11 protein-coding genes and 1 pseudogene are annotated in these 12,842 nt (G+C 71.6%); 10 read left to right on the forward strand and 2 right to left on the reverse strand.

Annotated features, from left to right (window positions below):
• The first annotated feature begins 6 nt into the window (after positions 1 to 6).
• From ACXDC7_RS03820 to ACXDC7_RS03845, 6 genes and pseudogenes are all read left to right on the forward strand, one after another.
• Positions 7 to 1,257: a glycosyltransferase gene (locus tag ACXDC7_RS03820; RefSeq protein WP_459221247.1), complete on the forward strand. Its 1,251-nt coding sequence runs from the start codon at positions 7 to 9 to the stop codon at positions 1,255 to 1,257.
• A gap of 1 nt (position 1,258) precedes the next feature.
• Positions 1,259 to 2,026 carry a PIG-L family deacetylase gene (locus ACXDC7_RS03825; protein ID WP_459221248.1) on the forward strand — a complete coding sequence of 256 codons (768 nt, stop codon included), beginning with the start codon at positions 1,259 to 1,261 and terminating at the stop codon, positions 2,024 to 2,026.
• Positions 2,023 to 2,987, forward strand: a pseudogene (gene ligD, locus ACXDC7_RS03830) (non-homologous end-joining DNA ligase LigD). The gene ACXDC7_RS03825 and the pseudogene ligD overlap by 4 nt, the downstream one beginning before the upstream one ends.
• 114 nt (positions 2,988 to 3,101) lie before the next feature.
• Positions 3,102 to 4,244 (forward strand): LLM class flavin-dependent oxidoreductase, encoded by a 1,143-nt coding sequence (locus ACXDC7_RS03835; protein ID WP_459221249.1) that lies wholly within the window; start codon positions 3,102 to 3,104, stop codon positions 4,242 to 4,244.
• A 266-nt stretch (positions 4,245 to 4,510) separates the two neighbouring features.
• Positions 4,511 to 5,395 (forward strand): helix-turn-helix domain-containing protein, encoded by an 885-nt coding sequence (locus ACXDC7_RS03840; protein WP_459221250.1) that lies wholly within the window; start codon positions 4,511 to 4,513, stop codon positions 5,393 to 5,395.
• A 64-nt stretch (positions 5,396 to 5,459) separates the two neighbouring features.
• Positions 5,460 to 6,125 (forward strand): SanA/YdcF family protein, encoded by a 666-nt coding sequence (locus ACXDC7_RS03845; RefSeq protein ID WP_459221251.1) that lies wholly within the window; start codon positions 5,460 to 5,462, stop codon positions 6,123 to 6,125.
• Here the strand turns inward: ACXDC7_RS03845 and ACXDC7_RS03850 are convergent, their stop codons facing one another.
• Complete coding sequence (locus tag ACXDC7_RS03850; protein WP_459221252.1) at positions 6,126 to 6,950, reverse strand: aldo/keto reductase; 825 nt, start codon at positions 6,948 to 6,950, stop codon at positions 6,126 to 6,128.
• Positions 6,951 to 7,140: 190 nt separating this feature from the next.
• Here ACXDC7_RS03850 and ACXDC7_RS03855 point away from each other — a divergent pair, with 190 nt between their 5' ends.
• The 4 genes from ACXDC7_RS03855 to ACXDC7_RS03870 are packed head-to-tail and all read left to right on the forward strand — an operon-like array spanning position 7,141 to position 11,806.
• The gene (locus ACXDC7_RS03855) at positions 7,141 to 8,376 is read left to right on the forward strand and encodes a multidrug effflux MFS transporter (RefSeq protein ID WP_459221253.1); all 1,236 of its coding nucleotides are present in this window, start codon (positions 7,141 to 7,143) and stop codon (positions 8,374 to 8,376) included.
• 59 nt (positions 8,377 to 8,435) lie between these two features.
• Complete coding sequence (gene argS / locus ACXDC7_RS03860) at positions 8,436 to 10,070, forward strand: arginine--tRNA ligase (RefSeq protein ID WP_459221254.1); 1,635 nt, start codon at positions 8,436 to 8,438, stop codon at positions 10,068 to 10,070.
• Between the two features lie 16 nt (positions 10,071 to 10,086).
• On the forward strand, positions 10,087 to 10,473 hold the full coding sequence (locus tag ACXDC7_RS03865) for a DoxX family protein (protein WP_459221255.1): 387 nt from the start codon (positions 10,087 to 10,089) through the stop codon (positions 10,471 to 10,473).
• A gap of 40 nt (positions 10,474 to 10,513) precedes the next feature.
• The gene (locus tag ACXDC7_RS03870) at positions 10,514 to 11,806 is read left to right on the forward strand and encodes an MFS transporter (protein WP_459221256.1); all 1,293 of its coding nucleotides are present in this window, start codon (positions 10,514 to 10,516) and stop codon (positions 11,804 to 11,806) included.
• 210 nt (positions 11,807 to 12,016) lie between these two features.
• Here the strand turns inward: ACXDC7_RS03870 and ACXDC7_RS03875 are convergent, their stop codons facing one another.
• On the reverse strand, positions 12,017 to 12,760 hold the full coding sequence (locus tag ACXDC7_RS03875; RefSeq protein ID WP_179444736.1) for a GntR family transcriptional regulator: 744 nt from the start codon (positions 12,758 to 12,760) through the stop codon (positions 12,017 to 12,019).
• Positions 12,761 to 12,842 lie beyond the last annotated feature (82 nt).

Consider the following 12,842-nt stretch of genomic DNA (forward strand, 5'->3'; position numbering starts at 1 on the left):
GGCGCGATGGCAGCCGCTGAGCGGGAGCCGGCCGGGCCCTTGCGGCTGGCCTTCGTCTCGATGCATACCTCGCCCGACGACAAGCCGGGTTCGGGCGACGCCGGGGGCATGAATGTGGTCGAGTCGCACCAGGCCTTCGCGCTGGCCGAGCTCGGACACAGCGTCGAGTTGATCACCCGGCGCAGTTCGCCCGACCAGCCGGAGCTGGCCGAGCTGCGGCCGGGCGTGACCCTGCGCCGGCTCACCGCCGGCCCGGCGGAGCCGGTGGCCAAGTCACGGCAGAACCTGTTGATCGGCGAGTTCTCCGCCCAACTGGCCGAGCTCGACGCCGACTGGGACCTGATCCATTCCCAGCACTGGATGTCGGGCGTCGCGGCGCTGCCGGTCGCGCGGGCGCTCGGCGTACCCCACGTGCAGAGCTATCACTCGGTGGCCGCCCCGCCGGGCGCCACGCTGGACGAGGGCGAGCCGCCGGAATCGGCCGACCGCGTCGCGGGCGAGGCCTTGATCGCGCGCGAGTCCGATCTGGTGATCGCGGTCAGCGGACACGAGGCGGCGACGATCATCACCCGCTGCGGCGCCGCGCCCGACCGGGTGGTCGTGGTCCGCCCGGGCGTCGACGAGTCGGTCTTCACCCCCGACGGCGAAGGCTTCGACTGGGCCCGGATCGGCGCCAGGGTCGATCGGCGTGGCGTCGCGTTGTTCGCCGCGCGGCTGCAACCGCTGAAGGGGGTGGCGCTGGCGATCCGGGCGATCGCCCGCGTGCCGGAAGAGGTACGCCCGGCGCTGGTGCTCGCCGGAGATGCCTCGGCCGACCATGCGGGCTATGCCGACCGGCTGCGCGAGCTGGCCGAGGCGGAGGGGATCGGTGGCGAGACGACCTTCACCGGGCCGCAGGAGCGTGCCGATCTTGCCCGGATGCTCCGGGGCGCGGAGCTGGTGCTGGTGCCGTCGTACTCGGAGACCTTCGGACTGATCGCGCTGGAGGCGCTCGCGAGCGGCACCCCGGCGGCGATCTGGGGCGGCGCCGGCGGCCTGAACGAGGTGGTCTCCGACGAGACCGGGCTGGTGATGGCCGACCGCGATCCCGATCACTGGGGCGCGGAGATCGCGGCGCTGTTGCGTGATCCGGACCGGCGGCGCGAGCTGTCCGAGGCGGCGGTCCGCCGGGCCCGGCGGCTCGGCTGGCCCCGCGCCGCGCAGCGGCTGGTCAACGCCTATCGGCATCTGCTGGCCGACGAGCGGAAGGATGGTTGAGATGGTCGAGGAGATGATCATCGACGGATCGGTGCTCGACGGTGTCGGGCGCGTCCTGTTCGTGCACGCGCACCCTGACGACGAGACCATCGCCACCGGCGCCCTGATCGCCGCACTGGCCGAGCGCGGCGTCGCTGTCGCGGTGCTCACGGCCACCCGCGGCGAGCGCGGCGAGGTCGTGCCCGGGTCGCTGCCCGCCGGCCTTGATCAACAACGCCTGAGCGCCGCCCGGGAGAACGAGCTGGCCGCCGCGCTGACCGAGCTGGGCGCGATCACCCACGCCTTCCTCGGTACGCCGCCCGCCCGCGCGGATGCACAGCCGCGCAGCTATCACGACTCGGGAATGAGCTGGCTGCGCGAGGGGCTGGCCGGCCCGGCGCCGGACGGTGGCCCGCTCGCCCTGACCGCGGCCGACACCGCGGAGGTGGTCGCCGACATCGGCGCCATGATCACCACCTTCGCCCCGGACCTGTTGATCAGCTACGACGCGGGTGGCGGCTACGGTCATCCCGATCACGTCCTGCTGCACCACGCCACCATCGCCGCGGGCCGGCGCGCCGGCGTACCCGTGGCCGAGATCGTGCCGGCCGAGGCCCCCGATGCCGAGTCGTTCGCGGCGCCGGCACAGCGCGAGGCGCTGGTTCGGGCGCTGTCGCGACACGCCAGTCAGCTCACGGTCGACGGCACCGACATCGTCCATGTCGGCGGTCAGCGCGAGCCGATCCGCACGACGACGCTGCTGCGCGTGATCGACCGGAAACGATCATGACCCGGCGCTCGGAGCCGGACGAGGTGCGCGACGGGGTGGCGCTGACCAGTCTGGACACCGAGCTCTTCGACGGCGCCGGCGCCACCAAGCGCGAGCTGATCGATCACCTGGACGCCGTCGGTGATCAACTGGTCACGGCGCTCTCGGGACGCCCGCTGACGGTGTTGCGCGCCCGGTCCGGGCAGCCGCCGTTCATGCAGAAGAACCTGCCGAAACATGCGCCGCCGTGGATCCCGACGGTGGAGATCTGGTCGCAGGCGGGGCAGCGTACCGTCCGCTATCCGTTGTGTGAGGAGCGGCGGACGCTGCTCTGGTTCGGCAATCAGCGCAGCATCGAGTTCCACCCGACGCTGATCCGCTGGCCGGACGAGGTGACGGCCCTGCTGATCGATCTGGACCCGCCCGAGCACGGCGATTTCCGGGCGGTACGCCGGGCCGCCGCGGCCGTCCGCGCGGTGCTGGAGGAGTGGCGGCTGCCGGCCGCGGTGAAGACCAGCGGCGCGAAGGGCGTACACATCGCCGTGCCGGTGACCGGCGTCGACATTGCCGACGCGGCGGCCGCGACGGCCGAGCTCGCGGCCCGCGCCGCCGCACTGGCCCCGGATGTCGCGACCGTCGAGTTCATCCGCGCCGACCGCGGCGGCCGGGTGTTCGTCGACAGCACGCGGGCGGGGCCAGCGTCGCGGCGGCGTACAGCCCGCGGGCCCACCCCGGGCTGCCCGTCTCGTTCCCGTTGGGCTGGGACGACCTCGATTCGGCCGAGCCGGGCGACTTCACCGTCCGCACCGCGGCCGGCCTGCTCGGCCGGGCCGATCCCTGGGCGGCAGCGCTGGCGCATCCGGTGCCGGTGCCGCCGGAGCTGATCGAGCGGGGCCGGGCCATCGCCAGCCCGCGCGTCGCCGCGATGCACGAGGGGCGGCGCCGCAGACGCGCGGCCCGCGCCGCCGATCCGGAAGCCTGATCCGCGACCTGTCTCAAATAGCAGTATGTCTAGTGAATGAGATGAGTACACGGGAGGCTGGGGGTCGCGACCGGCGCCGGCCGGTCGGCGCAGCCAAGATCAGGAGGCCGCGACATGCCCGTCACCCTGCACTGGTTCCTGCCGTCCTCGGGGGACACCCGGGCCGACCCGCGCCTGGCCGATGCGGTCAGCGCCCTGAGCGGGACCGCCGATCAACGGCGGGATCGGGACGGGATCCGCGTCGCCGACCCCGACTATCTGGGCCAGATCGCCCGCGCGGCAGAACAACTCGGATTCGTCGGCGCGCTCACCCCGACCTCCTCCGAATGCCACGACGCCTGGATCCTCGGTGCCGCGCTCGCCCAGCACACCGAACGGCTGAAGTTCCTCGTCGCCTTCCGGCCCGGGCTGATCAGCCCGACGCTCGCCGCCGAGCAGGCCGCCGCCTTCCAGCGCTTCTCCGGCGGCCGCCTGTTGCTGAACATCGTCACCGGCGGCGAGGATGCCGAGCAGCGCCGCTATGGCGACGGCCTGTCCAAGGACGAGCGGTACGCCAGGACGGGCGAGTTCCTGCACATCTTCTCCGAGCTGTGGCGCGGCGAGCCGGTGAGCTTCGCCGGGGAGCGGCTGTGGGTCGACGACGCCGTGCTGGCCGATCCGCCGGCCTGGCCGACCATCTACTTCGGCGGGTCCTCGCCCGCCGCGATCGAGGTCGCGGCCCGGCACGCCGAGGTGTACCTGACCTGGGGCGAACCGCCCGCCCAGGTGACCGAGAAGCTTGATCGGGTACGCGCGGCGGCCGCCCGTCACGGGCGCGCACCGCGGTTCGGAATCCGGCTGCACGTGATCGCCAGGCCCGATGCCGCGGATGCCTGGCAGCAGGCGGAGCGGTTGATCGCGGGGCTGTCGCCCGATCAGATCGCCCGGGCCCAGGCAGCCCAGGCGACCGCGCAGTCGGAGGGGCAACGGCGGATGACGGCCCTGCACGGCGGCGATGTCTCCGCGCTGGAGATTGCGCCGAATCTCTGGGCCGGGATCGGCCTGGTCCGCGGCGGCGCCGGCACCGCGCTGGTGGGCTCCTATGACGAGGTCGCGGACCGGATCGGCGAGTACCACCGGCTCGGCATCGACGAGTTCATCCTTTCCGGTTACCCGCACCTGGAGGAGGCGTACCACGTCGGGGAGGGGGTACGCCCGGCGCTGGCCCGGCGTGGACTGCTCGCCGATGCCGAGAACCCGCTGGCCGGCGTCGCCTGAGGCCCGCGACCCGTGATCAGCTTCGCTCGTTCTGCGAGGTGATCTGCTGGTCGGCGTAGAACTCGGTCCCGTACTCGACCGTGTTCGGCGTCTCCAGCGACTTCCAGGTCGTGCAGTCGACGACGTTCCGCCGCGCGGATTGTGGGCCGCCACCGATGTAGCCGTCGGCTTGATCCTGATAATCTCCCCGCGTGATCGCCTACCGGCTTCACGATCGAGATCTCGTGGGCATCCGGTTCGGGGTGTCACCGCTCAACGAACTCGTCATGTCGTTGCGAGCGCTGCGTTCACCGGCGGCCTATCCGCTGGCGCGCCGCTGGTTGCGCGCGACCCGGGCGGCGCGTCGGCAGCTCGACAGCTCGGTGATCTCGGCCCTGATCACCGATGACTTCCTGACCCCGGATTTCTGCAACCCGCGTCCGGAGAAGGCGCTGACCGATCTGGCCGACGAGCTCGCGGCCGTCGAGGATGCCGATCTCGACCGCGTGCGGCGCGACCTCGATCTGATCTGGCCGCAGGGCTGGCCGGCCGTGCTCAGTGCCGATCCTCGCCGGCAGATCGTCGAGGCGCTGCGCGCCTACTGGGATGCGTGCCTGGCGCCGCACTGGTTCGGGTTCCGGGCGCTGCTGCGCGCCGACATCGCCGATCGCGGCCAGACCGCGGCCGAGCACGGGATCGCGACGATGCTGGAGGGCTTGTCCGATCAGGTCCGGCTGGACCAGACGACGATCGTCGTGGAGAACCCCTACTCGACCGACGGCTGGACACGGGCGACCGACGGGGCCGGCCTGGTCCTGGTGCCGTCGATGTTCACGTTCGGGGTGTCGCATCCGCTCGGGCCGCAGGCGCCGCCGATGTTGATGTATCCCGTCCGCGCCTCGGAGTTGATCACCATCCGCGACGGGGTGGGGGCCGCCGATCACCTGCACAGCCTGCTCGGGCGCGCCAAGGCGACCGTACTGATCTTGTCGGGGGAGCCGCAGACCAGCCGGGGGTTGGCCGACGAGCTGGGCGTGAGCGCCTCGGCGGTGAACCAGCACCTGCGGGCGCTGCACCGGGCGGGGCTGTTGGACTCGGCCCGGGACGGCCGCCACGTGGTCTATCGCCGCTCGCCGCTGGGCCAACAGCTCCTGGACTCCGACCGCGGCTGAGCGCGGCGTCGGTTTCGGCGCGCGTGGGCCGCCCGGGTCGGAGCCGCGACCTATCCTTGGCCGCATGCTCCGCCCCGCCCGCCGCCGCCGAGCGGTGCGTACCGCGCTCGGTGTCGCCGCGCTCGCCGCGGTGCTGGCGCTCGCTCCCGGGGTGGCGACCCGGGTCTGGGCGGCGGGCCGGTTGCCCGCCGAGGCGGCGGCCCCGCAGCGCCCGGTCGGCCTGCTGCTCGGGGCGGCCGTGCAGCCCGGCGGCGTGCCGTCCGCCTTCCTGCAGGCGCGGATCGATGTCGCCGCCCGGCTCTGGCACGCCGGCAGGCTCCGCGCGATCATCGTCTCCGGCAACCGGGAACCGTTCTACGACGAGCCGCGGGCCATGCGCGCCGGCCTGGTCGCGGCCGGCGTACCCGCCGACGTGATCATCGACGATCCGGCCGGCTTCGACACCTACGACTCGTGTGTGCGGGCCCGCGACGTGTACGGCGTCGACAAGCTGACCCTGATCAGCCAGACCTTCCACCTGCCGCGCGCGGTGACCACCTGCAAACTCGTCGGGGTGGATGCGATCGGGGTCGGCGACGACTCCGTGCGGCAGGGTTCGATCACCTGGTGGTACGGCGAGGCGCGCGAGTTCGGGGCCGCGTGGAAGATGTTGGCCGACGTGGTGACGGCCCGGCAGCCGCGACAGGATGCGCCCGACGATTCCGTCGCGCGCATCCTGCGCCGCGGCTGATCACGCCAGGTCGAAGGTCTCCGGATCCGGACCGATCCGGTTGTCCGCGTTCAGCGCATCGATCGCGGCCAGGTCGGCGTCGGTGAGCTGGAAGTCGAAGACGGCGAAGTTCTCCTCGATCCGGCTCGGGGTGACCGACTTGGGGAACACGATGTGCCCCTTCTGCAGGTGCCAGCGCAGCACGATCTGCGCCGGGGTGCGGCCCAGCTTCTCGGCCAGCTCGGTGATCACCGGGTTGTCGAGATCGGCCGCCTGGCCGAGCGGGCTCCACGCCTCGGTGCGGATGCCCAGCTCATCGTTCAGCCGGATCAGTTCGGGCTGGGTGAAGGTCGGATGGACCTCGATCTGGTTCACCGCGGGCGTGACGCCGGTCGCGTCGATCACCTCGCGCAGATGGTGATCATTGAAGTTCGACACGCCGATCGACTTCGCCAGGCCGTCGCGCTGGGCCTGCACCAGGGACTCCCAGGCCTGCACGTGCTGGCCCTGCCCGGCGACCGGCCAGTGGATCAGGTAGAGGTCGACCGCGTCCAGGCCCAGCTTGCCGAGGCTCTCCTCGAGCGCCGCGCGCGCGTCGTCGTGCCGGGAGTTCCACAGCTTGGTGGTCACCCACAGCTCTTCGCGGGGTACGCCGGACTCGCGGATCGCCTGTCCGACACCCTCCTCGTTCTGATAGGCCGCCGCGGTGTCGATGTGGCGGTAGCCGATCTCCAAAGCCTTGCCGACGGCGTCGACGATCTCGTCGCCGGAGACCTGCCACACGCCGTAGCCGAGCTGCGGGATCTCGCGGCCGTCGTTCAGCGTGATGTTCGGAACCTGTGTCATCGGGTCAACTCCTCGGTTCTGCGGGCCGGACCGGTATGCCCGGACCGGATCGGTGGCGTGGCGCCATCTCTTGTCTACAACATCGTCACCGTCGGCCTGTTCCGGTGTTGCGCAACGGCTCGCCGGCCGCCGCCCGCTTGCAGGGTGGGACCGGTGTGGCTGGCCGGCGCCGGGCTGGCAGCATGACCGGGTGACCGATCCGGACGACCGTACCCCCGCCGGATTGCAGCCTTGGCAGGCCACCGTCGCCCCGATCGCGATCGCGATGCTGGGCATGCTCGGGCCGTTCTCGATCGACACCCCCTACCCGTCCTTCGCGCATCTGCAGACCGAGTTCGCGGTCGACGCGACCGTGACCCAACAGCTCGTCTCCAGCTACCTGCTCGCCTTCGCCGCGATGAGCATCTTCCACGGCCCGATCTCCGACGCCGTCGGCCGGCGGCCGGTGATGCTGGTCAGCCTGCTCGCCTACAGCGTCGCCTCGATCGCGGCGATCTTCGCGCCCTCGATCGGTGTCCTGATCTTCTGCCGAGTCCTGCAGGGGTTGTCCGCCGGCGGCGGCGTGATCATCTCCCGGACCATGATCCGCGATCTCTATCACGGTGCCGATGCCCAGCGCCTGATGAGCCGGGTGATGATGATCTTCGGACTGGCGCCCGCGCTTGCGCCGATCATCGGCGGCTGGCTCGCCACCGTCGGTTCCTGGCGGCTGATCTTCGGCTTCCTCGGTGGTCTCGGCCTGCTGCTGGTCGGCGTGGTGATCGTCGCGCTGCCGGAATCGCATCCTGTGGAGCGGCGTACCCCGCTGTCCATCCGCGCGCTGCTCGGGTCGATGGCCGGCGTCGTTCGCACCGCCCGGTTCCACCGGGTGACCTGGGCCGGCGCGTTCTTGTTCGGCGCCTATTTCCTCTACATCGGCTCGGCGGCCATCGTCGTGGTCGATCTGCTCGGCCAGGGCGAGACGGACTTCTGGAAGCTGTTCTTGCCGATGATCGCGGGCTTCATGGCCGGCGCCTTCGTCAGCGGCCGGACGGCCGGCCGGCTGTCGCGGAACCGGGGGGTGGCGATCGGCATCGCCATCCAGCTCGGCGCCGCTGCGCTGGGCGTGGTCCTGATGCTCGCCCCGGCCCTGCGTACCCTCCCGTGGGCCGTGATCGCTCCGGCCATTCTCGGCTTCGGCGTATCGCTCGCCTTCCCGCCGATCCAGCTCGCGGTCGTCGACATGTTCCCGAACGCCCGCGGCGCGGCGACCTCGATCGCGGCCTTCCTCACCCTGGCGCTGAACGCGCTCACCGCCGGCCTGCTCGCGCCGGTGATCACGTCATCGCTGCTGGCGATGGCGATTGCCGTGCTCGGCTTCACGATCCTCGGCGCGCTGTTCTGGGTCTGGCACCTGCGGGTCGATCACCAGGTCGACCGCCAGTGACGCCCGGGGCGCGGTGGACCGATTCGGCACCGCCCGCCCCACCGAGCACAATGGGGCCCATGTCGTCCCTGCCTGCCCTGCTCGGCGCGCGGTTCCGCGCCGCGGCCGAGCTCGATCCGGAGCTGCGCCCCGCCACCAAGCCGCAGTTCGGCCACTTCCAGTCCAATGTGGCGCTTCGCCTGGCGAAGGCGGAGGGCGCCAACCCCCGCGAGATCGCGCAGCGGCTGGTCGACCAGATCGACGTCGCCGACATCGCCGAGCCGCTGGAGATCGCCGGCCCCGGCTTCATCAACATCCGGCTGCGGGCCGACGTGCTGGCCGCCGAGGCCGAGCGGGTGCGTACCGATCCGGCCAACGGGCTGGTGATCACCGACTCGCCGCAGACGGTGGTGATCGACTACCCGAGCGCGAACGTCGCCAAGCAGATGCACGTCGGCCACCTGCGTACCTCGATCATCGGCGACTGCTTCAATCGGGTGCTGACCGCGCTCGGGCACACCGTGATCCCGCAGGACCACATGGGCGACTGGGGCCGACAGTTCGGGATGCTCGTCGAGCAGGTGCTGGATGAGGGCGCCGACGCGTCGGCGCTCGGGCTCGCCGAGTCCGAGGCCCTCTACAAGCGCGCCCAGGCCCGCTTCAACGACGACCCGGCCTTCGCGGACCGGGCCCGCAAGCGGGTCGTGGCGCTGCAGTCGGGTGACCCGGCGACGCTGGAGATCTGGCGGGCACTGGTCGACGCGTCGCGGCGGGGGCTGATGGAGTCCTACCGCCGGCTCGGGATCCTGGTCGAGCTGGACGACTTCGACGGCGAGTCGCGCTACAACGACGCACTGCCCGGGGTGGTCGACGAGCTGGAGAGCCGCGGGATCGCGGTGATCGACCAGGGTGCGCTGTGCGTATTCGTCGACGGGTACGCCGCGCCGATGATCGTCCGCAACCGCGACGGCGGCTTCGGCTACTCCGCGACCGACCTGGCCGCGATCCGGCTGCGGGTCGACGAGTTGGGCGCGGACCGGATCCTGTATGTGGTCGATGCGCGGCAGTCCGACCACTTCGGGCAGGTGTTCGCGGTGGCGCGTACCGCGGGCTGGCTGCCCGACCGGGTCGAGGCGCGGCACACCCCGTTCGGCATGGTGCTCGGCACCGACGGCAAGCCGCTGAAGACCCGCGACGGGTCCACCGCGACGCTGGAGTCGCTGCTCGATGCCGCCGAGACCGAGGCGACGCCGGAGATCGCGCTGGCCGCGATCAAGTACGCCGACCTGTCCAACTCGCTGATCAAGGACTATGTCTTCGACCTGGACCGGATGGTGCGGACCACCGGCGACACCGGCCCCTATCTGCAGTACGCGCACGCCCGCTGCAACCAGGTGCTGCGTCGCGCCGAGGCCGAGGGATATGCGACGGGCCCGGTCAGCGTGCTCGGCGAGCCGGCCGAACAGCAGCTTGCCCTGCAGCTCACGCGCTTCGACGATGCCGTGCAGGAGGTGGCCGCCGGCCTGCAGCCGCACAAGCTGACGACCTACCTCTACGAGCTGGCCGAGTTGTTCTCCACCTTCTACGAGCAGTGCCCGGTGCTGAAGTCCACCGACCCGGTCCGGGCGTCGCGGCTCGGGCTGACCCAGGCGACCAAGGACGTGCTGGCGGCCGGCCTGGACATGTTGGGGATCACCGCGCCGGAGCGGATGTGAGGTCTAGGGTGGCGGCATGAGCGAGCGAACCAGCGGCGGGCGGGTCGGAAATGTGGTGCTGTGGATCCTGCAGGTGCTCGCCGCGCTCGGCTTCCTGTTCGCCGCATTCGGCAAGCTGACCAGACAGCCGGCGACGATGGTCGTCTTCGAGCGGATGGGCACCGACGCCTGGCTGCCGATCGTGATCGCCGTGCTGGAGATTGCCGGCGCGATCGGGCTGTTGATCCCACGGTTCGTCCGGCTGGCCGCGGTGTGCCTGGCCGCGCTGATGGTCGGCGCGCTGATCAGCCACGCCGTGCTGCAGCCCGAGGGGATTGCCGGGCCGATCCCGTTCCTGGTGCTGACCGTGATCATCGCGATCTTCCGAGGTCGGTCCGCGCCCCGGACGACCCACGCCGCGTGATCACCGGCGACGTGAGCACCGGCAGTCCGACTGCCCGCCGGTGACCCGGCCGGACGTGCGCAGCCGGTTGCGCGGCATGTTCGCCGACACCCGGCCGATGACCAACCGGCACTTCCGGTGGCTGTGGCTGGCCAACATCGTCACGGTGATCGGCGCCCAGCTCACCGTCGTCGCCGTCCCGGCCCAGATCTACTCGCTGACCCAGAGCTCGGCGATGGTCGGCCTGACCGGCATCTTCGGGCTGGTGCCGCTGATCGTCTTCGGATTGTGGGGCGGCGCGCTGGCCGATGCGGTGGACCGCCGGGTGTTGCTGATCGTGACGACACTGGGGTTGATCGGGACCAGCGCGCTGTTCTGGGTGCAGGCGCAGCTCGGGTTCGACAATGTCTGGCTGGTGTTGGTGCTGTTCGCGGTGCAGCAGTCGTTCTTCGCGATCAACCAGCCGGTACGCAGCGCGATCCTGCCGCGGCTCCTGCCGCATGATCAACTTCCCGCGGCGAACGCGCTGAACATGACCGTGATGCAGGCCGGCGGGATCGCCGGCCCGCTGATCGCCGGGGCGCTGATCCCGTTCGTCGGGCTGCCGCTGCTCTACCTGATCGACACCCTCTCCCTCGGTGCCACCCTGCTCGCCGTGATCGCGCTGCCTCCCTTGCCGCCGACGGGCGTGAGCGGCGTACCCGGTCTGCGGTCGGTGATCGACGGCTTCGCCTACCTGGCCGGGCACAAGATCTTGTTGATGTCCTTCGTGGTGGACATCATCGCGATGGTTTTCGGCATGCCGCGGGCGCTGTTCCCGCAGATCGCCCACGAGAGCTTCGGCGGGCCGATCGATGGCGGGCTGGCGTTCGCGGCGTTGTTCGCGGCGATCCCGCTGGGGGCGGTGATCGGCGGCGTCTTCTCCGGCTGGGTGTCGCGGGTCGAGCGGCAGGGCCGCGCGGTGGTCATCGCGATCATCGTCTGGGGGCTGGCGATGGCCGGCTTCGGGGTGGCGATCGGCTTCGGCGGCGGGGTCGCCGGCTGGGCGCTCGTGCTGGCCGTCCTGATGCTGGTGATCGGCGGCGCCGCCGACATGTCGTCTGCGGCCTTCCGGATGTCGATGCTGCAGCAGGCGGCGACGGACGAGGTGCGCGGCCGGCTGCAGGGCGTGTTCACCGTGGTGGTGGCCGGCGGGCCTCGGATCGCCGATGTCGCCCACGGAGCCGCGGCGGCCGCGGTCGGCACGGTGGTCGCCTCGGCCGGCGGCGGCCTGCTGGTCGTGATCGGCACCGTGCTCGCCGCCCTCGCCGTGCCGGCCTTCGTCCGCTACCGCGTCGTACGCGCCACGCGCTGATCATTCGGGCGCCCGGGTGGCGTGCCACCATCCGCGGGCTCAACCGGCACCCGCGGGCTGAACCGGCAGGCGCGGGCTGAGTATCGCTCGCGGCTGCCGGTTCGGTTCGCGGCTGGGGTGGCGTGCGGCTATCCGCGGGGTCAATCGGCAGGCGCGGGCTGAGTAACGTTCGCGGGTGCCGGTTCGGTTCGCGGGTGCCGGTTCGGGGCGTCAGCGCTCGTCGATCATCACGGTGATGTTGTACGCCGCGGCGGGGTAGCAGTGGCTTCCGTACTCGATCGGAGTGCCGTCGGCGGCCAGTGCGAGCCGGGTCATGGTCAGCACGGGTTGCCCGCGGCCGATTCCGAGCAGCCGGCGCTCGCGTGCGCTCGGTGGCCGGGCGCTGATCGTCTGGTGGGCCACCTGCGGTCGTACGCCGCGGGCGCGCAACACGGCATACAGCCCGTCACCCTCGAGCGCCGTCGCGTCGATGTCGGCGAGCGCCGGCGGCAGCCAGTTGCGCAGCAGCGCGATCGGCTCGTCGTCGGCATAGCGCACCCGCTCCAGGTAGAGCAGCGCCTCGTCGTCATCGACCAGCCCGAGCCCCGCCGCGCCTTCGGTGTCGGCGCCGCGGCGGTGCTGCAGCACCTCGGTCCTGGGCTCGCGGCCCGCGCCGACCAGATCGTCGTAGAGACTGGTCAGCTCGACCTTGCGGTGCACCAGGCGATCGGCGACGGTGGTGCCGCGCCCGCGACGGCGTACCAACAGGCCCTGGGCCACCAACTGCTGGATCGCGCGGCGCACGGTCGCGCGGGAGACGTCGAGCCGGTCCATCATGGCCAACTCGTTCTCCAGGCCGTCGCCGGGCAGCAGTACGCCGGTGCGCACCGCGGCCGCCAGCTGCTCGGCAAGCTGGTGGTACAGCGGCACCGGGGAGCCGCGATCGAGCACCAGCGGCAGCGGTTGGGGTGCCATGGCACCAGCCTAGGACAGCGCACGCCGATCGTGCGAACAAGCAAATGTCCGGACAAAGCTTGACGGGCCGGGGCCGATCGAG

It is taken from the genome of Naumannella huperziae (assembly GCF_054073625.1).

Coding starts and splice junctions, on each gene's coding strand:
- ACXDC7_RS03820 (WP_459221247.1), top strand. CDS start 7: ATGGCAGCCGCTGAGCGGGAGCCGGCCGGGCCCTTGCGGCTGGCCTTC.
- ACXDC7_RS03825 (WP_459221248.1), top strand. CDS start 1,259: ATGGTCGAGGAGATGATCATCGACGGATCGGTGCTCGACGGTGTCGGG.
- ACXDC7_RS03835 (WP_459221249.1), top strand. CDS start 3,102: ATGCCCGTCACCCTGCACTGGTTCCTGCCGTCCTCGGGGGACACCCGG.
- ACXDC7_RS03840 (WP_459221250.1), top strand. CDS start 4,511: ATGTCGTTGCGAGCGCTGCGTTCACCGGCGGCCTATCCGCTGGCGCGC.
- ACXDC7_RS03845 (WP_459221251.1), top strand. CDS start 5,460: ATGCTCCGCCCCGCCCGCCGCCGCCGAGCGGTGCGTACCGCGCTCGGT.
- ACXDC7_RS03850 (WP_459221252.1), bottom strand. CDS start 6,950: ATGACACAGGTTCCGAACATCACGCTGAACGACGGCCGCGAGATCCCG.
- argS (WP_459221254.1), top strand. CDS start 8,436: ATGTCGTCCCTGCCTGCCCTGCTCGGCGCGCGGTTCCGCGCCGCGGCC.
- ACXDC7_RS03865 (WP_459221255.1), top strand. CDS start 10,087: ATGAGCGAGCGAACCAGCGGCGGGCGGGTCGGAAATGTGGTGCTGTGG.
- ACXDC7_RS03875 (WP_179444736.1), bottom strand. CDS start 12,760: ATGGCACCCCAACCGCTGCCGCTGGTGCTCGATCGCGGCTCCCCGGTG.